Raw genomic sequence first — 24,056 nt, 5'->3', positions numbered from 1 at the left:
GTTACCTCCATTATTGAAACGTGGTGAAACGTGGGGACGGTTCGTTTGTTTCAGCCCCCATACATATCATATTCTCCTATTATCTATTAATTTAGACTCTAATTCCAGTTTTGTAAACATGGGTGTAAACATGGGGACGGTTCGCTTGCTTCAGTTTGCATTGATTTGAAGCAGCAGAACCGTCCCCATGCATATCTTTAAACCACCAATCATATAATTGATATAGCATTCACATAATTCCCTGAGGTTTTTGTTTGTAAAATGATATTTAGAGGGAATGGAATATAATATTATATTTGAGGGTGATATTATCGGAATTTTAGACAATTTTTTTAGTAGTGCTTCTTAGATTATATCAAGAAGGGCAGTAAAAATACATTAATTTTGAGAGGAAGATGACTAGTGCCAAAAAAATTATTTAAGGTTGATTTGAACAAAACGATGGACAAGCAGGCTGTGCCTGGACATAATCGGTGGCATCCGGATATTCCAGCTGCATTTTCAGTTGATCCAGGAGAGACTTTTCGGATGGAGTGCTTGGACTGGACGGATGGACAAATTAGTAATAATGATGACCCCTCAGATCTACGCAATGTAAATTTGAATCGTGTACACGTACTTAGTGGACCTGTTCATGTAAATGGTGTCGAGCCCGGGGATTTACTTGTTGTTGATATTCTTGATATTGGTACATTCAGCGCACATGAATGGGGATTTAACGGCATTTTTGCAAAAGAAAATGGAGGAAGCTTCTTAACGGAGCACTATCCTGAAGCAGCGAAATCAATCTGGGACTTCCAAGGAATTTATGCAACCTCCCGCCATGTTCCTAATGTTAAATTTGCCGGAATTATTCATCCAGGATTAATAGGCGTTGCTCCCTCACAGGAAATGCTCGATGAATGGAACAGACGGGAGAAAGAATTAGTTGATCAGAATCCGAACCGTGTACCACCATTGGCAAATCTTCCAACAAAAGACAGTGTCGTTCTGGGAAGCTTGACAGGGGAGGATTTTGACAGGGTAGCAAGAGAAGGGGCAAGAACGGTTCCACCAAGAGAAAATGGGGGAAATTGTGATATCAAAAATCTATCCCGCGGTTCCAAAGTGTATTTTCCTGTATTTGTTGATGGTGCCAAGCTTTCTGTAGGCGACTTGCATTTCTCACAAGGAGACGGTGAAATCACATTCTGCGGTGGAATTGAAATGCCGGGATGGATTGATTTACATGTCGATGTAATTAAAAGGGGAATGGAAAAATACCAAATAAAAAAGAACCCAGCATTCCAACCAGGTCCAGTTGATCCACATTATAATGAATACATCGTGTTTGAAGGAGTATCTGTAAACGAATTTACCGGCAAGCAAACCTACTTAGATGCTAACACAGCGTACCGAAATGCATGTTTGAATGCAATTGAGTTTCTAAAAACGCATGGCTTTACGGGCGAACAAGCCTATATGTTACTTGCAACTGCTCCGGTACAAGGACACTTAGCCGGTGTTGTTGATATTCCAAACTCTTGTTGCACGGTAGCTTTACCAAAAGATATTTTCATGAAAGATATTATACCAAAATAGCGAAGGAGGTTGGACATGGCAAATTTCACATTTCATTGTCATACATGTGGTGAATTTACATTATGGTATCAAGGGATGAATGGAAATAAACAGGAAGCCGAATGTCCAGATTGCAGGGCAATTGCAAAAAGGGTATTCAAACCACCGATCACCTTCCGAATAGATAGTAAGGTTAAAAACAGAATGGAGCGTGGAATGGAACCACTAGTTGTTAAAAAGGAAGACATGCCAATGACCAGATATAAAAAACCGACTGTATCCAGACCGTGGCAAGCAGGGCATTGAGAAACATGGGTGAGAAACATGGGGACGGTTCGCTTGTTTCAGCTTGCAGTAATTTGATGTGAAGCAGCAGAACCGTCCCCATGCACCCCCATGCACCTCTAAACATTTCTGTAATAGTTTATTTCCTTTGGTTCTCCCAAATAAAATCCCTGCGCAAAAGGTACTCCTAACTCCACAGAAACTTGTAAATCCTCCCTGGTTTCTATTCCTTCTAATACTATTGAAAAGTCTTCCCCAAAAACCTGTACAACATTTTCAATATATGCTTGCTTTTCAACCGAACTTTTTATATTTTTTGCAAAGAAGCGATCAAATTTAATAATGTCAGGTCTAAACTTGGTGATGGACTGTAACGTTAAATTACCTTTTCCAATATCATCAAGCGCAATCAAATATCCTTGTTTTTTCAGCTTTAGAATTACATCTTTTAGTAATTCAGTTTCTTTGATTTTTTCCGCCTCATTTATTTCAAATACGAAAGAACTTGGTTTAATTTTCAAGTTTTCTTCCATCTCCATCATTCTTGAAATAAATTTAGGGTGAACTAATGTCGATGGAAATATGTTAATAAATAGTAATACAGTATCATCATAAGTGAAATCTGATTTACACGCTTTCTCAATCGATCTCATATCCAATTCAAACAAAATATGTTGTTTCTTAGCATATTTGAAATACATTTCTGGATTTGGAAATTTGTTGGTTCTGAGTAATACTTCATAGCCGTAAACTGCGTTGTTAGACAGGGTAAATATAGGCTGATAAACATGATAAAAAGCCATTTCTTCCTCATTCAAATATGAAACGTCAACAGACATGGAATCACCCCAAATCTTTTTATATATTGGATACTAGTCTTAAAGCTTAAATCGTCCAACCAGTTCATTTAATTCTTCAGCTAATTTAGCCAGATGCTCGGAACTTCCAGATACCTCTTCCATAGAGCCACTAACTTGCTGTGCAGATGCGGCTGTTTGTTCTACACCTGCTGCTGATTCCTCGGAAACTGCAGCTATTTCTTCAATAGAACCATTCATTTCCTGACTACCTGCTGCTATTTCAGATAGGTTTTCTGATACTGTGTGAATATTTTGTACCATTTTTGTAAGAGCTGTACTTATTTCTTTAAACGTTTTACCTGTGGTTTCGATTTCTACTGTTCCTTGTTCAACCTGTTCGTAACCTTCTTTTAAAGACTCAGCTACTACGCCAGATTCAGACTGAATATTCGTTACAAATCCAGTTATATCGTTAACGGAATGTGCAACCTGTTCAGCTAGCTTTCTTACTTCGTCTGCAACTACTGCAAATCCTTTGCCATGTTCTCCTGCTCTAGCAGCTTCAATCGCTGCATTTAAAGCTAACAGATTGGTCTGATCGGCAACATCTTTTATAACAGATACAAGCTTTGAAATTTCCTGTGACTGGTTATCCAGGTTTTGCATTTTCTTCGCTGCATCTTTAACAATATGATTTATCTTATTCATTTGATCAGTTGAGGATTGCATCAATTGACTACCTTCACTGGTCATTTCGATAATTTTATTCGAATTCACTTGAATATGTTCGCCATTTTCATTTGCTTCCTCTACTCTAGCGGTGAATGTTCCCATAACGGAAGCTAAGTCACTTGCACTATTGGCTTGAGTCTCAGATCCTGTAGCAAGTTCTCCCATTGTTGTAGCGATTTGTTCAGTTCCGGTTGTCACCTCGCCTGCCGCTTGGGTTAACTCCTCACTATGACTTGAAACCGTTTCAGATACAACGTTAATTTGATTTAATAAATCACGCATTTTCTTATTCATTTCATTTGTCGCATTACCCAATTGACCTGTTTCGTCTGTGGATCTCACTTCAAGTGGGTCTTGACTTAAATCACCATCCGCAATTTTTTTCATTCTTTCCATTACTGTCTTAATTCGAGTCGTAATTCTTCTTGTAACCAAAAACGATATGATAATTGCTAAAACTAGTGATACACCTAATGTGATGGCGATCGGAATTAGAACACTTTGTGCCTTTTTCTGAAACTCTTCTATATACACGGTACCACCAAGAATCCATCCAGTAGTTGGGTTTTTAATAAACGCCATTATTTTGTCTTTACCTTCAAATTGATATTCTATAATACCTTGTTCACCAGCATCCATAATTTTTTTATAATATTCTTCTTCAGACTCATCTTTACCAATATACTCTTGCTCTGAATGTACTACATATTTACCAGAATTATCAAACACAACCCCGTAGCCTGTGTCACCAATTTCCACTTTATCCATCATGTCAATTAACGTTCCTATCATTACGTCAGCAGCGAATACACCGTACAATTTATCACCGTTATAAAAAGCTTTTGATACAGTAACTACTGTTTCACCAGTACTAGCGTCGATATATGGTTCAGTCCATACTGTTTCATCAGATTCTAAAGCATTTTGATACCATTCTCTTTCTTTAGGCTTAAAGTCTTCACCCAAATCTGCTTCAGGATAAATAATTACTTCTCCTGTACCATCAATAACTGTGTATATATTCGCTATAGAAGGATTCGTTTCTTTCGTCTCTCCCAAATAATTTAATAACTCTTGTTTCATTTTAGATTGATAATTCTTTACTAATTCATTTGATATAAAACGATCCAACGTATTATTAATATTTGAAAAGAATAATTCAAACGTGTCATTCATTCCCACCATTTGACTTTCTACGTTATTAGTCAGTTCATCGGTTGTATTATTTGCACTTGATTGATAACTTACCATAGCCACAGATCCTACGACCAAAATAAGTAGTATTAAAAAGGGAATTAAAATTTGATTTTGTATCGATTTTTTAAAAAATCCACCTTTGCTCCGGAACTTTTTTGCCTTTCCATTATCCGTATTATTATGTTTCATTTTTTTACTTGGCCTCCCTCAATTTAAACTAATGGTTAACCTTAGTTTCGTTTCGCATTATATAAATCTTTAATTAGTTATTGTTTGATTAAATTGGAATATTGAACTGATATAGTTATATTTATAAAACTTTATTTACAGCTTCTTGTATCCTATCAACAGAAAAAGGCTTGACAACAAAATCCTTGGCTCCTGCTCGAATAGCATCAACTACCATACTTTGTTGTCCCATCGCCGAACACATGATGATTTTCGCATTTATATTCAATTTTTTAATTTCTCTTACAGCATCCACCCCATTCATCTCAGGCATGGTAATATCCATTGTCACCAATTCAGGTTCTAGTTCTTGGTATTGATCAATGGCAACCTGACCATTCTCTGCTTCACCAACAACTTCATGCCCTAATTTTGTCAATATATCTTTTAATTGCATTCTCATAAATGCAGCATCATCAGTTACTAATATTCTTGCCATGTTATATATTCCTCCTGATTTCTATTCAACTACTTCTCTAACTTCATTTATTTCGTTAAAATCTAAGATATGTTCTACATCCAACAAAACTAAAAGTCTATCCTCAAGCTTTGCTACACCTTGAATAAATGTTTCCTTTACTCCACCTATCATTTTTGGAGCGTTCTCAATAACTGTCGGATGAATATCTACTACTTCCGTCGCTGAGTCTACTATTAAACCAACTTGAATAGCATTAATTTGTACAATTAAAAATCTGCTTTGTTCAGTTGGCTCCGTTTTTTCGATAAGTAAACATTCCTTTAAATCGATGACAGGCGTTGTTTCTCCACGAAGATCAATAACACCTTTTATAAAATCTGAAGTTCTTGGTATTTTGGTTACTTCCTGTAATCGTTCGATTGAATTAATTTGTTGAACATTTACTCCAAAGACTTGGTCATGCAAATGAAATACAATATACTTTGATAACTCATCCATTGTAAGACCTCCATTTATTTAATCAATGCATTTGGATCAATAATTAAAGATACACGACCATCTCCCAAAATAGTCGCACCTGAAATAGCGAATATATCTCTCAAATAATTACCAAGTGACTTTAAAACGATTTCTTTTTGCCCTAAAAACGAATCAACGATTAAACCAGCCAGCTTGTCTCCTTTTTTCACAATTACAACCGCTCTTTGTTCCATAGCACCCTCATCACCAGATATATTAAACACTTCTTTTACAGAAACAAGTGGAATAACCTTCCCTCTATAATCAATCACCTGTTGACCATGAGCGTACATGATTTGCGCTTTCTCTAACTGTGTTGTTTCAAGGATTGAGGACATGGGAATTGCATACGTTTCTTTTTTAATATCCACTAGCAATGTTGACAAAATAGAAAGCGTTAATGGTAATTCAATAGTAAATTTGCTGCCCTGACCTTTAGCAGATTCTATGTAAATTTGCCCCCCAAGAGATTCAATTTTATTTTTGACAACATCTAATCCTACACCGCGCCCGGAAATATCTGATATTTCATCAGCTGTGCTAAAACCAGAGGATAAGATGAACTGATGAATCTCGTTATCTGATAGAAGTTTTGATTCTTCCACTGTAGTTAATCCATTCTCAATTGCTTTCGCTTCTACCTTATTCCGATTAATTCCTGAGCCATCATCTTCAATTTCGATAAATACATGGTTGCCGCTATGATAGGCTCTTAACGTTAGCAGGCCTACTTCCGACTTTCCTATATTTTTTCGTACTTCCGGAACTTCAATACCATGGTCAATCGAATTACGAATTAAATGAACTAGTGGATCTCCTATTTCATCAATCACTGTTCGATCCAGCTCTGTTTCAGCTCCAAGAACTTCAAGATCAATCTTTTTATTTAAATCTTTGGCTAACCCTCTCACCATCCGTGGAAAACGGTTAAACACCTGCTCAACAGCAACCATTCTCATCGTAAGCAATAAACCTTGCATATCCTCAGAAACCCGACTCATATGTTCAACCACATCAAGTAAATCGTGATTGCCTGCTTTTTGTGAAAGATCCTCTAATCTACCTCGATCAATAACTAATTCTTCAAAAAGGTTCATTAGATCATCTATTCGTTCCAGATTTACTCTAATTGTTTTTGTAGCGTTGCTTTTGGTTTTTGTTTCTTTTGTTTCTTTTGTTGACGTATCGGCTGTATCAATTTGTTCATTAGGCTTTTTAATTGTAGCCGAATACATGGTAATTGCTACATTATTAATTTCTGATATTTTATTAATCTCTATTTCAATCACTGTTGAAGGTTCTTTTGAAACATAAATAAAAGAAAAATCCAAATTAAAATTTTCATTTTCGAGTTCTTCTATGGATGGAAAAGTTTGAATAATCTCCCCTTTACTTTCAAGAGATTCAACAACCATGTATGCTCTTGCTGCTTTTAATATACAATCATCTGCTAATTCAACTGCAATATGATATGCTTGATAACCTTGTTCTACAGCTTGTGAAACAACAGTCTTCTGATAAATGTCTAAATCCATCTGCTGAAGCGTTTTCTTATCTGCTTTATGCTCTGACACTTCAGAAACAACTCTCCCCATCTCCATTTGTTCCAGACGGCTAACTAAACCTTTTACATCCTTTTTACCATCATTACCAGCACTAATTTCATTTACCATTTCTTCCATCGCTTCTATAGCTAAAAAGGTAATATCGATAACTTCTGTTGTAACGGCTAATTCATTATTTCGGATTTTTTCCAGTACATTCTCCATTTTGTGGGTTAATGATGCAATATCCTTAAACTCCATGGTTGCTGCCATTCCCTTTAATGTATGAGCTGAACGAAAAATTTCATTTACTACAGATATTTCCTTTGGCTGCTTTTCCAATATCAGCAAATTATCATTTATAGCCTGCAAATGCTCACGACTCTCATCTAAGAACACTTCAATATATTGATCCGTATCCATCTGATACTTCCTCCTTCATTATCAGTTGAGCAATAAATAAATATCCAGTCCACCAACACCTTCAAATTCTGCAGTTAACTGAATCGCTTTTTCATAACCTGATAACGTTGTATTCCCCTCCATAATAGTCGGAGCAGTAATATCTGTTTTAATGTCATTCTCTACGATAGTGGTGGCTATTCTGCCTGCAAGCATATTACCCAATTCACCGCTAAATGATGAGAGCATTTCTCCTTCTATTGGCATTTCAAACATTGATTCTCCAATCGAACTAAAGACTGTTGGTTCTCCTGCTAAAATTAATCTTCCCTTGATATCCCCGGTTACACCAATCAATACACCAAATTGAAGATCTAAGGTTCTACCTAAAACTTTAGGTTTACTCATTTGATATTTTATGGGCACAATAGATTTCAAAGATGTATATGTTCCATTCAATAAATCTGTAATTGTTCTGTTTCTTTCCGTAGTAGTTACAGTCATATTATAATCTCCTTGTGTTCAAATTTAGTTTGTATTAATTTCATAATTAGGTAAAATAAGAATTTCAACTCTCCTATTCTTTGCTCTATTTTTTTCATCAGTATTAGGTACGAGTGGTTGATATTCACCAAATCCTTTAGCACTAAAACGCGTGGGATCGTGGTCCTCATTATTAAGAATTAACCCCATAAAGTTGACTGCTCTGATAACACTCAACTCCCAATTTGATGCAAATTCTTCATTGTGCATTGGTATGTCATCTGCATGACCACCAATTACAACTTGATGAGGGGGATTGGTATTAAGGAAACTTGATACTTCTTTTGCTATTTCCTTGCCCTTTTTTTTAACTTTTGCACTACCTGGATCAAAAGATACTTCATTTAAAATCGTAATTAATAAACCCTCATCGGTTAATTTTGTATCCAATGCTTCAGCCAAGTTATTTGTTTCAATGAAATTATTTATTCCAGCTTGAAGCTCTTTAAGATCATTCAATTCATCAGTACGATTACTTACTTCTTTCCCTTCTTCTGGCGTCTTCGTAGTAATTTCTAACTGATTATCTCCTGGAGACGATTTCTCTAAAAATAAGTCTCCTCCTGAAAATTCACTTTTAAAAACCTTTGAAAGCTCCTCATACTTTTGTGCATCAATCTCACTCATAGCAAATAATACAATAAATAACGCAACAAGTAGTGTGAGCATATCAGAATAGGGGAGTAGCCATGATTCGTCTAGACGGTGTTCGCTTTTCTGTTTGCGTCTACGCATCTGGTATCGCCTGTCTTTTTTGAGAAAATTCCTTTGACGATAGATAGGAACTTAACTTATCTTTTACTACTACTGGAGAATCTCCGTTTGTGATTGAAAGAATTCCCTCAATTATTATTTCTTTCGTTTGTATTTCTTTCTTTGATTTCTGTCTTAACTTATTTGCAAATGGATGCCACAACACATAACCTGAAAAGATACCTAATAATGTAGCAATAAATGCTGCAGATATAGCATTACCGAGTACTTCCATATCCTCCATATTACTAAGGGCAGCAATTAACCCAATAACAGCACCGAGCACTCCAAGGGTTGGTGCATACGTACCGGCCTGCGTAAAAACTGCCGCTCCTTCTTCATGTCTACTCTCCATTGCATCTATTTTTTCCGTCATAACCTCACGTATAAATTCGGATGATTGCCCGTCAACAGCTAATTGCAGTCCAGAGGATAAAAATTCATCATTCGTTTCTTTTACTTGTTTTTCTAAAGATAACAATCCCTCTTTGCGAGTTTGATCGGTCCATTTTGTAAACATATCAATAAGCTCCTGTAAATCAAATTGTTTATCATCTGTAAACAGCTTTTTGAAATAGGAAGGAACCTTTTTAATCGTACTTGCCGGAAAAGCAATACACACAGATGCTGCTGTTCCTAAAAAAATAATTAAAATAGCCGCTGGATTAACTAATGCTACGATCTCGACACCTTTCAAGACCATTCCTGTAATAACTGCAATAAGGCCTAAGAAAATACCAATGATTGATGTTTTATCCATTTTTATACCTCCACTTTATGGCTCTTTGATTAGATGATTTCTATTAATTAAGATCTGCATTTCCACAAGCAATTAATAAGTTAAATGAACTAGTATTTATTACCTAATTTATATCGGGCTTTTAAGTGATTGTTAAAGGAAACTAAAAAAAGAAGTAAAATTGAAATTATTGAATCCGATTACAATCGATTTATTTATTTGCACACTTAATGTCATAAATCATCCCTAGAAAAAAGATGCAATATCATTTAATATAAATAGGATTATTATTTTAGGAGGAAGTTTAATTGCATAGAAATTGGCGTAATTATGAAATTGAATATTTAGAGGAAAAAACCGGTCATGTCAAAACATCTACTATAGCTTCTAATTTAGGAAAGACTTGTACAGCCGTCGAGTTAAAAATGAAGCGATTAAATTTACATAATACAAAAAAACAAATAGGTTTATTAACAATGGGGGAATTAGCTAGAATTATTGGAGTAGATCGCAACATTGTTAAAGGTTGGGTAGAAAATCATGGCTTGCCATATGAAAAACGGATTACAAAAGAAAAAAGGTATTTTTACTTTATTGGCGTTATAGATTTTTGGGATTGGGCAGAAAGTAATAAGGAAAAGGTACAATTTCAGAATATAGAATATCAGGTATTAATTCCAGAACCATTATGGGTACAAGAGGAAAGAAGGAAAGAAAAATTTGAAGGAGTATTAAAGAAAAGAAAGTATCAGCCATGGACCACCTTAGCTGATCAACAATTATTAAAGTTAAGGAAAAAAGGCCTAACCTACAAAAAAATAGGGGAAATCATGGGTCGTAGTCATATAAGTATTGAAAGGAGATATAAACGGATTAAATCTATACTGTGATACATGGGGATACATGGGGACGGTTCGCTTGCTTCAGCTTCCATTGATTTGTATAGTACACCCCAAATTCAGATTTTAATCCACTTTTGGGGTGCATTCGGGATGCACTACACAGAAGTAAACTTTTTTCTGGTTTGTTTTTAATTCCATTTAAAAAAGTATTCTGATTCAGCAAAATTCGGGAGTGACAATGAACACCCCCCTAAACTCAAAGTACTTCTCTAACAGATAGCTTTAGTCCTTTAAACGAAATCGACTTCAGCGCGTATCTTCTCCTGAAAAGAAAAGCGGCCTTTCATATAGGTCATTTTTATCTAGATGATAAACCTCAATGAATTCATTTTGCGGATCACTATAATGCGACAGGTCGGCAGTAGTGCACGGTTTCTGACCGGGTCTGCACAACTCGGAAAGTAGCAGTTTCTCAGGCACGCTTCATCCTAAAATGCAGTTTGGAAATTGTTAAAAACGTTTAAAATTATCCACTAAAGAATCTTTATTTAAAGGTAGAATAATATAGATTCTTTTATATCGCATTCAACAAAATTCGAGAAGCGACTGTACACCCAAATGTAAATCACAAATATTTCCAATTAGTCCTATTTTTTCGTTTCCATAAACCACTGGTTCAATAATTTATCCGTTTGGTCCTTTACAGCCGTTGTTTTCAAGTAATGAAAATCTAAACGATTGAAGTGTATTAAAAATAATCTTTTTCCCCATTCACAATCAGAAGATGATTTCCAATGAATACATGCACGCATACGATCCAATATAATATCTTCTAAACCAATCACATATACATAAAGACCATCAGGCAAGACTAATTCAATAACCCTCTCTTCATCTGCATCTTCAAGTATGTCGTTTGGAATTTCGACACTTACCAGTAACTCCTCATGATACCAATGTCGCCCTTCACGTACAAAACCAAGCAATCTTAAATATTTATCTGCAATTTCTCTTTGACTAAAAATAATATCAATATCTAATGTGGTATATTCATTTCGCGTATAAATTTCAACTGCTAAGCCACCAACAATCGTAGGTTTAATACCTTCCCTTTCAAAAAGACTAGTAAGTATCGCAGTTGTTTGCAACATTTTTTCGAATTTAGGTTTATCTACCAATTGATTGATTTTCAATTTAGCTGCTTCAATTGAAATCATAAAACCACTTCCGTTCGGACAGATACTTTACTTTACCTTCTTGCTCCGCCTTTTCCCACCGTTTAATGCAAAGTATATCAATGATTTTTTGCTCTTCTTTATCTCTAACCCGTGTACGAATAAGTTTTTCTGATGGCTGGTTTCTAATCATTGTTCGCTCTACTTCAGGTTTGTTTGTATCTATCCATTCAATGAGATCGTTCAAGTTTATTTTTTCCAAAATCATTCACCCCGTGATAATGTTATGGAAACATGGAAACATGGGGACGGTTCGTTTGTTTCAGCTTGCAGTGATTTGAAGTGAAACAGCAGAACCGTCCCCATGCACCACCCCATGCACCGCTTATCCATTTTTGCACTCGATGGGGATAGAATTTCGATGATTAAGTTTGGAGATCCTGCACAGCCTTTCTCATCTAGTTTATGTTTATCACAAATCACGGAAAGATCTGGTTGGACAACATGAAAGACTTCATCATCATCTTTTCCTTCAGAAAAAAGCCGTACATCAAATGGAGCTGCAAATACCTGACAATTCTTTTCCCTAAAAAAATCCATCAGCTGATAAGATAAGCTCATCGATACCTGTTGATGTTTTGTCGATGGTGCAGGAGACATGTTATATGGAATTCCATCGATAATTTCTATTTGTTCATCTTCAGACCAACTTAAATAATCAGAATAGGAAAGTTTCTTATCATATTTTGGAATGCTCATGAATTTACCACCTCTAATTTATAGTAAGGTAACCTAAATCCTTTTTGACTTAAATCCGTCTTATATTGACCTAGTTATAGATATTAACTCCTATCCCATATTAATTATTGAATTTTTGAAATGTAATGCCTTTCATTTTCAATTATAAAGAAAGACATTACATTATACAATGGAAACATTGGGACGGTTCGCTTGTTTCAACTTGCATTGATTTGAAACAGCAGAAGAACGAAATCGCTTTGCGATGGCTCCGAAGAATGGAGCGTATTTCTGTATAGAGGAAAAATCTACATGCGGAGGTTAATTAAAGTAGAAAACCCATAAATATAATAAAGAAAAAGTATGCTTTCTATGTTACTGTTTAATCGCCAAAAAAAACAAGAAAGAGAGCATACTTTTATGGTATTTATTATAACATGGACAAATCTAAAATTACATAACCAATATTTTACTCTTATTATTCGAGGGCCACCGCCTTCCTGATTGTTTGTCATTTAACTAACAATTAGGAGACTTTTGTGATGGAAAAATATGAACAACAGATTGAACTCTTCTTTGAGCTTAAAAATTCTCCAGAGTCCACAAGAGAATCGATGCGAAGGAGAATTAACGACTTTTTACTCTATATGAGTGTTCTTGAGCTTACTATTGGTGAAATGACTTTCGAAGATATTCAAGGGTATATCCTTCACCTTAAATGGGATAGAGGGCTTTCACCGGGCACCATTAATAATCATATCTCTGCCGTTCGATTTTTTTACACTTACGTTTTGGGAAGAACATGGAATTCCTTAAAAGTTCCCAGGATGAAAAGGGAGAAGCACTTTCCTGTTATCCCACCCCGGGAACAAGTTTATTCCCTGTTGGATGCCACACGCAATTTAAAACATAAAGCACTATTTTACTTGATTTATGGGAGTGGGTTATGAGTCAGTGAAGTAGTCCGAATAAAGATTAGCGATATTAACAGTCAAACCATGCGTGTACGAGTGGAACAAGCAAAACACGATACCAATCGATACACTATTTTATCGGAATCCTGTCTGTCTATACTTCGGGATTACTTTAAAGCCTATCATACCCTTTCCTTTTCAAAGGATAATTGGCTTTTTAAGGGACATAAAAAAGATCGTCCGATTACGGTTAAAACTGTTCAAAATACCTTTGTCAGGGTAAGAAACAGACTGAAATTGGATACGAAGATTTCTGCACACACCTTACGACATTGTTTTGCGACACATTCTTTAGAAGATGGTGTTGAGCCAGTTCACATTCAGCATATGTTAGGTCATAAAAATCTGCAGACAACAAATAATTATTTGCACATGACTTCCAAAAGTTTGATGGGGATTAAAAGCCCCTTAGATCAACGAGGTTTTCGATCATGAGTACAGTACAGGATATATTTCGCAATAACTATGAGGAATACAGAGAAACAAACAAGTTATCTGCAGAACAGGCCAAAGCAGCGACAGCTATTATCAATTGCCGAACAATGGCTTTAGGAGGACATACGTACGAATGTGAGGAATGTGGTCATACAGAGATCAGTTATAATTCTTGTCGGAATCGCCATTGCACACTTTGCCAGAGAGTAGATAAGGAGATTTGGGTGGATCAAAGAAGAAAAGATATTCTTCATGCGCCTTATTTTCATGTTGTTTTCACGATGCCGCAACAATTACACATGCTTATCTACCACAATCAGAAGTTGCTTTATCCATTAATGTACAAAGCGGTGGCGGAAACGTTAACAGAACTCGCACAGGACGATAAATATTTAGGCGCTCAGATTGGCTTTCTTTCCGTGTTGCATACGTGGGGACAAAATTTACACTATCATCCACATATTCACACCATTGTCCTAGCTGGTGGGCTTACAAAAGAAAATCAGTGGAAAAGCACCAGTGATAAATTTTTTATCCCTGTCAAAGTTCTATCCAAAAAGTTTCGCGGCAAATTTCTCTATTATCTCAAGAAATATTATCAACAAAGAGAATTAAAGTTTTACAACGAAACGGAAGTATTTAAAACCCGAACCAGTTTCAAGATTTAATAGATGAATGTTATAAGTTAGATTGGTATAGCTACACAAAAAGAACATTTTCTGGCCCGTTAGCCGTCATGAAATACCTTGGTCTTTACACGCACCGTATTGCCATATCGAACCACCGTATCCTTTCTGTTCAAGATGATACGGTGACCATTCGAGTGAAAGACTATAAAAATAAAAATAAGAAAAAGTGTGTAACCATGAAAATAATAGAGTTCATCCGTCGTTTCCTCATGCATGTATTGCCGAAGGGCTTTGTCAAAGTGAGGCATTACGGGTTATTGGCGAATCGAAATAAGAAAATGAAACTGGCTCGTTGCCGTAAATTAACCAAAACGCCAATTTACAAACCACTATATGAGGGATTGAGTAAAATGGAGGTTCTCAGCAAAATCTTAAACAAAGATCTTACGTTGTGCCCAGCATGTAGAAAAGCCCAATTACAGCTTGTTGATTCTAAATTTATACCTTAGTAATTTCCAATTGCATAGCTCTTTCAAAAAAAGCCTCTTTAGTGGGGAGGGGGGAACTATATCCAGATTCGTGATATTTCCGCTTGCTTCCTACATAAATGGGATTTTCTTTCATGAAATGTGCTATAATAAAGTGAAAAAAGAGAGCGTGTCCGATTGAATCCCCATAGACCGAGTCTGCGACTTCGTCCTTCTGGGACAATCAAAAATTTTGCGTATAAACTAATTACATAAATAGAAGAAGGCACAACGAGCAGATTATTTCCGCTTATTGTGCCTTCTTTCCTGCAAAACTTCCGATTGTTCCCTAAAAGAACCGTCCCCATGCATATAATAAATGATGTAACGTCCTGCGATTGAAAAGCAGGACGTTTTTTTATATGACTTTTCAGTGTAAGCAACTAAGAATAAAATGAGGTATGGGACATATTAAAGTGATGGCTTATGTAATTTTTGATTGGAAGTAGAAAAATGCAAAGCGTTCCCATTAACCCAACTTAGTCTACATAGGGTTGAATTTAACCCCCCCGAAAACGCTCTACCAAAGGTAGGGGGTCTTCACATTAACATATATAGAGTAACCTCTCGATTCGAGCGATAAAGTTACCAAAACGGCGATGTGTTACAAGCACATCGCCGTTCACTATTTCTACTATGTTTCTTTAAAGAAAAATTCCTTTCATGGAAAACTTACATTAATCATACAAGAATTTACACGTTGAACTTTCACTTCAATTGGCCATTTTTAATGTAGAGAACCAAAAAGACAACCCCAATTAATAAAAACAATGGAACAAATAAATTGCCAAATATAGAGAACAGTTCCGGCTTATTTGGATATTCCCCAGTAGAAACTTGTGCAAACCAATAGATGTACCCACTTAAACGTTCAATGGTAAATATTATTCCGCTGCTAATTAAAAACAAAGAACTTAACAGTAAATATCTTTTCATAAAAATAAACCTTCCCATTCAACAAAAGTTATTGACTATACTGAATTTTTATTATACTATAAAGTAGAATAAAATACTATTATTAGAGGAGAGATTATTATAAGGAAAATCAAATGGTTATTTGGTGGTTTATTACTATTGTCAACATTTATTTTCATCGCACCTTTAACAAGTTCAGCAAATACAGATTTGCAACATACTCCAACAGATGGAACCACAGTCATCGAACCCACACAATTGTATACTTACAAGTGGCTCGTTACTTCAAAAACAGTTGTGAGCAACACATTTGGTAGTTACAGAACGGGACCCACAGGACGTGGACCAGGATCTTTGAACATCAATGAATCCACTACATTAAGTAAAAGCTTTACTAACACCATTTCAGGTAACTATACAATAGGTAAAATAGCGATAGGGAATTCTCTCGGTAGAAACATGGGGACGGTTCTCTTGTTTCAGTTTCCAGTGAATTGACATGATGCAGCAGAACCGTCCCCATGCACCACCCCCATGCACCACCCATGCACCGAGTCTCAATGATTAAGTTTGGAGATCCTGCACAGCCTTTCTCATCTAGTTTATGTTTATCACAAATCACGGAAAGATCTGGTTGGACAACATGAAAGACTTCATCATCATCTTTTCCTTCAGAAAAAAGCCGTACATCAAATGGAGCTGCAAATACCTGACAATTCTTTTCCCTAAAAAAATCCATCAGCTGATAAGATAAGCTCATCGATATCTGCTGATGTTTCGTCGATGGTGCAGGAGACGTGTTATATGAAATTCCATCGATAATTTCTATTTGTTCATCTTCAGACCAACTTAAATATTCAGAATAGGAAAGTTTCTTATCATATTTTGGAATGCTCATGAATTTACCTCCTTTATTAAGGTAAACTAAATCCCTTTTGACTGACATTCGTCTTATATTGACCTAGTTATAGATATTAACTCCTATCCCATATTAATTATTTAATTTTTGAAATGTAAAGCTGTTATTAAAAAATGTGATTAGCTTAAATTAAAGAAGGTTAAATCAAGACATCGTGAAGGATACCAATACAAGGAAGTAAACTATACGCCTAATACCTCTTCAATTCTTCAATCGTTCTCTTCAAATCCACTGTTCCATCTTCATTGATTTTAATATAGTCTGTCCTTTGGGCAATTGTCATTGTTTTACCATTTCCAAGCCTTGTTGGTTTCTGAAGCTTTAGGTTCTGTTCTTCCGATTTCTACAATACGTCACGATATTAGGAATGAAACAGTCGGGACCATTCATTTTCTAAATCCTTTTCTAATGCGACTAAATCAAGCCCTTTTTCTTTATATAGACTTCTAACCTCTAGCAATGCACTAAATGCAAACCTTGACCAGGCTACTGAATTAATTCTCGTTGCAAACAGGAGTTTACTTCCGCCAGACCGTAGTGCTGCATCTACTCCATCTACTAAACAAAGAGCGCCATAACCTACTATTAACATTCGCCTTAGCTCTGGCTTATTTCCGATTGGAATGGATTCCTGCCAGCTTCTTTGATGATAAAACTTACTTTTAATTGCCCATAATAAGCGGATTGCTAATTCATTGAAAGTTACAGGTATAGCCATCGTTACACCAAATCTAGCATCATATCCTGCTTCAAAGACAGAAGTTGAAAATTCAGCAATCGTTTTATTAGAACCATTTTCTGATATGGATCCAAAATCAAATAATTGCAATAAAGAATAAAAGGGTAAAGGAATACCTGATCCCCTCCGACCATCCATATGTCCTCTTGTTCCACTTGAACCAGCGACATCAGACATTAAATGCCCCAACCAATTAGCGAATCCAGAGTAGAGTTTAGCAATGAAGGTATCTCCACGTAATTCAAACTGTCTCGTTCCTTCAATTGGTTCAAGTCTTAAAATTTTCCCATCAGAGATAAAGCTCGCTTTCCCCGTAAATTGATCTAGTATGGAAAAAAAGAGACCGATAATATCTGGTGAATGCCCTAACGATTTTAAATGGTGATCACTTGGGCGCATATTTAATGACGCATCCCCCATTTTTAAATCACTTGCATATCTTGCATCATAATTCACTCGATACTTACGTTCTAAAAAACCAATCGCCTGCGCAATCGTATTGGGGTCTGTTTTGAGTTGGGCACCATTATTTTTATCAGAATGCCACAAAGTCTTAGCGAATTTTACAGTAACATTGTCCACCATTTCATCTGTCCATTTACCTAATTTACTTGCACCGGGCATACCTACAAAAAAGCTGTCGATCAGACCTGCTGCAGTGCCACAGAATGCTGCAATTAAATAGTCATACTTATCACAGTTTGGGGTCGCTATTTTATAATCTTCCCGGATTTGTTTGGTCAACTCTATTTTTTCTCTGTCACTTAACAACCTGTTGAACGGGTCTTCTTGGGTATTTATTTTGTGTCTAGCGGCATACTCATCTATTTTTGTTAAAAAGCCTTCCCAAGAATCATTTTCCGATACAGGTATAGACTCTAGTTGCTCATAATTATGTTCAGCTAGTTTAGTAAATTCTACCGTATAATCACCAGCAAATGTCTCTGCCTGATTATTCACATCTTCATTCATCATCCGCTCAGCTAATGCCAACATTTCATCTAAGGCTTCATCATGCGCATCATTCAACATACTTAGTTGATCCAAATCATTTATAATCCTACCTGTCACTTGTTCTGCTTTTTCTGTCATTTGCTGTTGAACAAGTAAAGACTTTGCACTTTCATTAACTAATGCATCCGGGAGCTCGTTGTTCTTTTTCATTCTCTACCTCTAAAAAATCCTTTTGCCTTTGCAGATGCCGTTGCAAACGCTGCTTGTGCAACTTTATTATATTCAATTTGTTCAAAACATTCATGAAGACTTTCAACTTCTTCCAAAGTTAGTCTTTCTCTTAACTTAAAATCTACTTTTGTTGCAGAATCTTCATCATTTATTTGAACACCCGGTGTATCGGTATAACATGATTGTATAAATTGACGAACCTTTTGTAATGTTGGTTTGTTTGTTAATTCAATTAATCTCTTTACATTTAATGTAGGAGGTAATTTTGTAATCACTTGTTCAATTTGGGAATGATTCTGTTTCTCTGCACTAATCTGCGCACCCTTACTCAACATTTTTAACATATTAGATAACTTATGGATTTTATCAGAGTTCTCATTGCTCTTTTTCATTTCTTGCATGAGTTGCTGGGTAATTCCATTTATGTCCTCAATTAAATAGGAGAGGGACTTTTGAGAGTTACGTATAATTGCTTGTAACATAAATTCACGTTGCTTATTATTTTCTAAGTCACCGATCCCACTAATAATTTTAATTCCTTGATACGTTCCTACACCTAATAAAACCAGAGCACCTATTCCGGTAAACATACTAGAGAATCCTAAGATTCCACCCATTCCCATGGCTGCTAAACCTGAAGTGATACCTGCTGCACTTAGTCCTACAACAGAACCTGAGAAATAAATAGCCGCCATGGGAAGTCCGACAGCTGCTGCTTTTGCAGATAAATCTTTCATTGATTTTTTAATTTGTGAGTCATTTTTACGATGTTTTAAAATATCCTCATCATTTTTAATCGCGGCGATTATTATTTCTATTTCTTCATCCGTAACGGAAAGAGATTGAGCTAAATTTTGTAGAAATTCATTTTGTCGCCAACTGTACATATCTTGCTTCAATCCAAATATGTATAAAACATCTTTAAACAATGACTTACTTAATATGTCAAAACTTCCTTCCTCTACTTCCTCTTTTAAGGTTGTAAGTAGTGATTCATTTGATTCTATAACATCTTTGTCACTCAAATACCCTCGAATTTCTAATCTATTGACAGAACTTAATTCAATTCGTGAAATTAATGAAACAATTTCTGTATATTCTTGTACATCTATTGCTTGGTCATCTGAATAGGCAAAATTAGCTACGAGTTTAATATAGTTTTTCTTTATATTCTTCGGCATTTCGGACAAAGGTGTGACTTGAGATGTATTTTTATATTCCTTTCCATCTTCAGCTTCCTCTAAAATCCCTTTAATTACTTCTGCAAATCCTTTTTGGTCAACGTTTAATAAATATTTAGTTACATCATAAGTCGTATCATCTTTCATAATAACCTTTACATTTTCTACAACTTTTTTATTTCCAAATCTCGTTGTCTTTGTATCTGTCGAATATTCAACCGTATCGATTAAAGCATATTCCAATTTAAATGGGCTTTCAAATGCTGCTTTCAAATAAACAGCATCACCTAAGAACAAACATCCTTCTTTTCCTGACGAAAGTATGGAAGAATCTTTAAGCGCAATCACATACTCTAAGTTCACTTCAGAGGCATAGCTTGTAATCGCTCCGTTAAGCTTTTTTTCAGGAATATTAGGAGCAGTATATGTATTAGAACCTAATAATTCTATGTTTTCTTTGATATACTTTTGTATAGACATTTGATCCCTCTTTCTGTTTATAAGCGATAGTATTTGTCATAAAATAAGTCGGAATAGAATTATTTTATGTACTAGGATTATTTTTTCACAATTTAACCAGTATTAGACATTCACAGTTGGGGACTGACACTCAAAAGCTTTTAAGGTTTATATTCGAAAAAGCGCACTTCTCCTTACATGCTTGGTTCAAAATAACTAGTCTTTACCTACTATATCGACCCATTGGCAGAAACTGCGGGACTAGCCTGCAGCTGTATGCTCTCGACCGTTGCTAGGCACTTTGATTGACTTTCGTCACCATAGGAATCTCATAATTATAGCATCGGGAACAAATCTCTTAATCACTAATACCTTTATAACAGTGGGGGATTGACTCCAATGTCCCTATCTGAGTCCTTATGATTCCTATCAGCTTATTTTATACTAATAAGTTGAATTTTGAAATGAAAGTAAATTTCCTCTCAACATACTCATATGTGCTGGAATAGGTTGAATAACACCAGGTGCTTGCTTATCTAAATCAATTTTCACATATGCGTTTGTACTTCTATCAATATGTGGTGCAGTATTCGGATTATCATTTGTTTTAATCTCATAGAACCGATTATAGTCCCGTATAAATCGGATTCGTGAAGTATTCTGAAAGATTTCTGGGTATACATAAACAACAGGATTGACAAATAAATCATTATATCTAGCCATCCAAAAATATTTGTGATTGAAAAAAATGAAATGAATATAATTTCTTGCTTCAATTGGAAGTTTGTCATATGCTATTAAGGAGTCAAAGTTGATGTTAAAAATATTATTGTTATTCGATGTTTTCAGTTCTACTAAATGCCAAACTCCATTTAAATCAATAATAAAATCTCCAACCTTTTGCATGAAATTCAGATTAAGTATTTGATTCGAAAACTTTTGAACTAATGTGAAATAAAATGAGCTTTGCTCTAAAGCTTCATCCAATTTTTCAAAGAATTCTTCTGAAGGAAATAAATTTTTTATTATTTTTCTAAAAGGCTCCATATGTGGATCAACAGGGTATAGTGGTGCTTGAAAGAAAATGTTATTGTTGTTAATTAAATATTGTAATACACTATCATGAGGTGCAGCTCTATCAAAAGTCATATATTTTCCTCCTAGGATATATTATTTACATCATACTATATAAAAAATGTCGATTACCACTACTAGTAGACGATCGGCTAATATTATCAGCTTTATTATTAATCTAAACGCTTGAAAAAGAATTTGTCTACTTAATTATCTGAAACATACACCGCCAAACCTCCCACCAGCATGAAGAATAATTTTGAATCATTGTTTCCTTGTCCCACCTGTTAATAGTTTTTCGGGCTAGTGAACTATCCCACTGATCCTTTTCAGCAAGGGACAGACCCCAAAACTACTCATCAACGTAAATATCTTCGCAACTTTCAAAAAAACTATCCAAGGCCACGGTAATGGTTCTTCTATGGTCTCAACTTCTAATAGTTCTTTGTATTTTTACACACTAATTGTAATTGATTGTTAGATAGTGCTATTAAATACAGTAGTCCATTATTGAAAATCCCAAAGGAACTTGACTCACTGTATCCAAAGTATGATTGCTTTAACAGATTCTGTAACATATTCCAATCTTCATCCTTAAACATATGAGATTGCAAATTAACATTAATTTTACCGTAAGCGTAATCACTTTTAAATTGATTATATAATTGTTTGTTCTCCAACATAATATCTAATGAAGATATTTCAATTTTATAGCCTTTGTCTATCAATATACACAAATCGTAAATAAAATCTTGTAATAACACTCTTTCACTTGCCATTATTTGTCACTCCTCTATTTTAAAAGGACTCCAGCAATTAAGCCAGAGTCCTAGTTGTTTGAATATTAACGAAGTAACTGCAATACGCCCTGTGGCTGTTGATTTGCTTGTGCTAACATAGCCTGTGCCGCTTGAGAAAGGATGTTGTTCTTAGTGAACTCCATCATTTCTTTCGCCATGTCAACATCACGAATACGTGATTCTGCAGCAGTTAAGTTTTCTGCAGAAGTTCCTAGGTTATTTATAGTATGATCTAAACGGTTTTGATAAGCACCAAGTTTAGAACGTTCTGCTGAAACAGACTCAATAGCATTGTTAATGGCAGTAATAGCTTGATCTGCACCTGTTTGAGTCATTACCCCCCCAGTAGATTCACTTGTTACATTATCAACTTTTAAGGCGTTTATTGAAGCGATAGTCACTGTTTCAGTTGCTTCTGCTGGAGTTGTAGCCCCTGCAAAAGAGTTAGCATCAGCAAGAGTAGTTGTAAATGTATCTTCTGAACTGAATACAACATTATCGCTATCATCTAATTTTGCTTTAATACCACTATCACCTAATTGTGCATTAATATCAGCAACAACAGCAGCTACATTATCATATTCCTGATCTAAAGTAACAGTTACTTCATTGTCTTCTCCACTATTAAATACAATTTTTTCAGTTAAATCTTCTCCATCAGTTGGATCTGCTATTGTTCCATCAGTGAAATCTATTTTAGATAATGCATTTGTTGTAGTTGCATTATAAGATTCTACTTCAACTTTACCAATTGCACTAGTTCTCATATCAGCAATTTGTAAATCAATACTTTGTCCTTCATTTGCTCCAATATGAAATTTTCCACTAAATCCACCATCAAGAAGTTCCTTAGTGTTAAATTCAGTGTTATCACCAATTCTATCAATCTCATCAATTAATTCGTTCATTTCTTTTTGGATTTCTGATCGGTCAACCTCATTGTTAGTATCGTTAGAACTTTGAACTGCCAATTCACGCATACGTTGTAGAATACTGTGTGTTTCGTTCAAGGCACCTTCAGCAGTTTGAATTAATGAAATACCGTCTTGAGCGTTTTTTGTAGCCATTTCCAATCCACGAATCTGTCCACGCATTTTTTCAGAGATTGCTAGACCTGCAGCATCGTCTCCTGCTTTGTTGATTTGTAGACCTGAAGAAAGTTTTTCTAAGGATCCTTGCACAGCATTACTATTGCTGTTTAGTTGGCGGTGTGTATTTAACGCCGCAATGTTGTGATTAATAATCATAATTTCCTTACCTCCATGTAAGTGTATTTTTTGCGAGTCACATCCTTATGTCCCGCATATATAACAACCCTTATTCAGAGTTATTACCAAAACTTGATCTTTCTAATGTTAGGCCATAACATTTACTCATCATGATGATGTATTCTTTATATCGGCAGAATCAAATAATGTTTAAGCCTTTTTGAAAAGATTTTTCGGTACTGTTTTGTGATGAATTAAATTCTCTTAGATATGCTGAAACTATTTACTTTAACAGTTACAGGAGTATCTTGGTTGAAAGGAGTAGTTTGGGGGTGTTGCACTGAAGAATTTATTAAATCGTTAAGTCAAATCAGATAAAAATAAAATGCACCTTTGTCAATAAAGTGAAACTTCATTCAGTGGGGGTTTCCCTTCCTCCCCCACTGAATGTTAGTTGAACAGAATCAGGAAATTTACGAGCTGTTTATCCCCCACCTTCACGTTTGGGATTTCTCACGCTTGGAGGTGGGGGT

General features: G+C 35.4%; 22 protein-coding genes and 2 pseudogenes. 6 read left to right on the top strand and 18 right to left on the bottom strand.

Annotated elements, in window-relative coordinates; genetic code table 11:
- Positions 1 to 402 precede the first annotated feature (402 nt).
- Together fmdA and AC6HVZ_RS07140 are read left to right on the top strand one after the other, a co-directional pair.
- On the top strand, positions 403 to 1,581 hold the full coding sequence (gene fmdA, locus AC6HVZ_RS07145) for a formamidase (protein WP_497557463.1): 1,179 nt from the start codon (positions 403 to 405) through the stop codon (positions 1,579 to 1,581).
- 15 nt (positions 1,582 to 1,596) lie between these two features.
- Positions 1,597 to 1,866, top strand: a complete 270-nt coding sequence (locus AC6HVZ_RS07140; RefSeq protein ID WP_497557462.1) for an FmdB family zinc ribbon protein — start codon at positions 1,597 to 1,599, stop codon at positions 1,864 to 1,866.
- A 98-nt stretch (positions 1,867 to 1,964) separates the two neighbouring features.
- Here the strand turns inward: AC6HVZ_RS07140 and AC6HVZ_RS07135 are convergent, their stop codons facing one another.
- The 8 genes from AC6HVZ_RS07135 to motA form a co-directional block, all read right to left on the bottom strand.
- A complete protein-coding gene (locus AC6HVZ_RS07135) occupies positions 1,965 to 2,684 on the bottom strand; it encodes an EAL domain-containing protein (RefSeq protein WP_497557461.1) in 720 nt (239 codons plus the stop codon).
- Between the two features lie 39 nt (positions 2,685 to 2,723).
- A complete protein-coding gene (locus AC6HVZ_RS07130) occupies positions 2,724 to 4,763 on the bottom strand; it encodes a methyl-accepting chemotaxis protein (protein WP_497557460.1) in 2,040 nt (679 codons plus the stop codon).
- A gap of 121 nt (positions 4,764 to 4,884) precedes the next feature.
- Positions 4,885 to 5,241 (bottom strand): response regulator, encoded by a 357-nt coding sequence (locus AC6HVZ_RS07125; protein ID WP_497557459.1) that lies wholly within the window; start codon positions 5,239 to 5,241, stop codon positions 4,885 to 4,887.
- Positions 5,242 to 5,262: 21 nt separating this feature from the next.
- Positions 5,263 to 5,721, bottom strand: coding sequence for a chemotaxis protein CheW (locus AC6HVZ_RS07120; RefSeq protein ID WP_497557458.1), 459 nt, complete (start codon positions 5,719 to 5,721; stop codon positions 5,263 to 5,265).
- A gap of 14 nt (positions 5,722 to 5,735) precedes the next feature.
- Positions 5,736 to 7,709 carry a chemotaxis protein CheW gene (locus AC6HVZ_RS07115; protein ID WP_497557457.1) on the bottom strand — a complete coding sequence of 658 codons (1,974 nt, stop codon included), beginning with the start codon at positions 7,707 to 7,709 and terminating at the stop codon, positions 5,736 to 5,738.
- A 21-nt stretch (positions 7,710 to 7,730) separates the two neighbouring features.
- Complete coding sequence (locus AC6HVZ_RS07110) at positions 7,731 to 8,192, bottom strand: chemotaxis protein CheX (RefSeq protein WP_497557456.1); 462 nt, start codon at positions 8,190 to 8,192, stop codon at positions 7,731 to 7,733.
- Between the two features lie 24 nt (positions 8,193 to 8,216).
- Positions 8,217 to 8,966, bottom strand: coding sequence for a flagellar motor protein MotB (gene motB / locus AC6HVZ_RS07105; RefSeq protein WP_497557455.1), 750 nt, complete (start codon positions 8,964 to 8,966; stop codon positions 8,217 to 8,219).
- A complete protein-coding gene (motA, locus tag AC6HVZ_RS07100) occupies positions 8,959 to 9,744 on the bottom strand; it encodes a flagellar motor stator protein MotA (RefSeq protein ID WP_497557454.1) in 786 nt (261 codons plus the stop codon). The genes motB and motA overlap by 8 nt, the downstream gene beginning before the upstream one ends.
- A 287-nt stretch (positions 9,745 to 10,031) precedes the next feature.
- Here motA and AC6HVZ_RS07095 point away from each other — a divergent pair, with 287 nt between their 5' ends.
- On the top strand, positions 10,032 to 10,613 hold the full coding sequence (locus AC6HVZ_RS07095; RefSeq protein WP_497557453.1) for a hypothetical protein: 582 nt from the start codon (positions 10,032 to 10,034) through the stop codon (positions 10,611 to 10,613).
- Between the two features lie 599 nt (positions 10,614 to 11,212).
- Here AC6HVZ_RS07095 and AC6HVZ_RS07090 read toward each other — a convergent pair.
- From AC6HVZ_RS07090 to AC6HVZ_RS07080, 3 genes are read right to left on the bottom strand one after another with little or no spacing between them, the layout of a single operon-like run.
- Positions 11,213 to 11,782 carry a hypothetical protein gene (locus tag AC6HVZ_RS07090; RefSeq protein WP_497557452.1) on the bottom strand — a complete coding sequence of 190 codons (570 nt, stop codon included), beginning with the start codon at positions 11,780 to 11,782 and terminating at the stop codon, positions 11,213 to 11,215.
- Complete coding sequence (locus AC6HVZ_RS07085; protein WP_497557451.1) at positions 11,769 to 12,008, bottom strand: hypothetical protein; 240 nt, start codon at positions 12,006 to 12,008, stop codon at positions 11,769 to 11,771. The genes AC6HVZ_RS07090 and AC6HVZ_RS07085 overlap by 14 nt, the downstream gene beginning before the upstream one ends.
- Positions 12,005 to 12,499, bottom strand: a complete 495-nt coding sequence (locus AC6HVZ_RS07080; RefSeq protein WP_497557450.1) for a Uma2 family endonuclease — start codon at positions 12,497 to 12,499, stop codon at positions 12,005 to 12,007. Before AC6HVZ_RS07080 ends, AC6HVZ_RS07085 begins: the two co-directional genes overlap by 4 nt.
- Positions 12,500 to 13,020: 521 nt before the next feature.
- Here AC6HVZ_RS07080 and AC6HVZ_RS07075 point away from each other — a divergent pair.
- From AC6HVZ_RS07075 to AC6HVZ_RS07065, 3 genes and pseudogenes are all read left to right on the top strand, one after another.
- A complete protein-coding gene (locus tag AC6HVZ_RS07075; RefSeq protein WP_497557449.1) occupies positions 13,021 to 13,428 on the top strand; it encodes a tyrosine-type recombinase/integrase in 408 nt (135 codons plus the stop codon).
- A gap of 12 nt (positions 13,429 to 13,440) precedes the next feature.
- Positions 13,441 to 13,887, top strand: a pseudogene (locus AC6HVZ_RS07070) (tyrosine-type recombinase/integrase); the annotation flags it as partial.
- Positions 13,884 to 15,025, top strand: a pseudogene (locus AC6HVZ_RS07065) (IS91 family transposase). The pseudogenes AC6HVZ_RS07070 and AC6HVZ_RS07065, both read left to right, overlap by 4 nt.
- 726 nt (positions 15,026 to 15,751) lie before the next feature.
- Here AC6HVZ_RS07065 and AC6HVZ_RS07060 read toward each other — a convergent pair.
- The 7 genes from AC6HVZ_RS07060 to AC6HVZ_RS07030 form a co-directional block, all read right to left on the bottom strand.
- Positions 15,752 to 15,979 (bottom strand): hypothetical protein, encoded by a 228-nt coding sequence (locus AC6HVZ_RS07060; RefSeq protein ID WP_497557448.1) that lies wholly within the window; start codon positions 15,977 to 15,979, stop codon positions 15,752 to 15,754.
- Between the two features lie 373 nt (positions 15,980 to 16,352).
- Positions 16,353 to 16,856 (bottom strand): Uma2 family endonuclease, encoded by a 504-nt coding sequence (locus AC6HVZ_RS07055; protein ID WP_497557447.1) that lies wholly within the window; start codon positions 16,854 to 16,856, stop codon positions 16,353 to 16,355.
- A gap of 382 nt (positions 16,857 to 17,238) precedes the next feature.
- On the bottom strand, positions 17,239 to 18,780 hold the full coding sequence (locus tag AC6HVZ_RS07050; protein ID WP_497557446.1) for a hypothetical protein: 1,542 nt from the start codon (positions 18,778 to 18,780) through the stop codon (positions 17,239 to 17,241).
- Positions 18,777 to 20,462, bottom strand: a complete 1,686-nt coding sequence (locus AC6HVZ_RS07045) for a hypothetical protein (protein WP_497557445.1) — start codon at positions 20,460 to 20,462, stop codon at positions 18,777 to 18,779. Before AC6HVZ_RS07045 ends, AC6HVZ_RS07050 begins: the two co-directional genes overlap by 4 nt.
- 423 nt (positions 20,463 to 20,885) lie before the next feature.
- Positions 20,886 to 21,590 carry a hypothetical protein gene (locus AC6HVZ_RS07040; protein WP_497557444.1) on the bottom strand — a complete coding sequence of 235 codons (705 nt, stop codon included), beginning with the start codon at positions 21,588 to 21,590 and terminating at the stop codon, positions 20,886 to 20,888.
- Between the two features lie 359 nt (positions 21,591 to 21,949).
- Complete coding sequence (locus tag AC6HVZ_RS07035; protein ID WP_497557443.1) at positions 21,950 to 22,294, bottom strand: hypothetical protein; 345 nt, start codon at positions 22,292 to 22,294, stop codon at positions 21,950 to 21,952.
- 65 nt (positions 22,295 to 22,359) lie between these two features.
- A complete protein-coding gene (locus AC6HVZ_RS07030; protein WP_497557442.1) occupies positions 22,360 to 23,562 on the bottom strand; it encodes a flagellin N-terminal helical domain-containing protein in 1,203 nt (400 codons plus the stop codon).
- Positions 23,563 to 24,056: the final 494 nt, after the last annotated feature.

Source organism: Oceanobacillus sp. NCCP-135 (assembly GCF_059698015.1).
The sequence above is the reverse complement of the archived record's forward strand: the minus strand, read 5'-3'. Positions and strand labels throughout refer to the sequence as shown.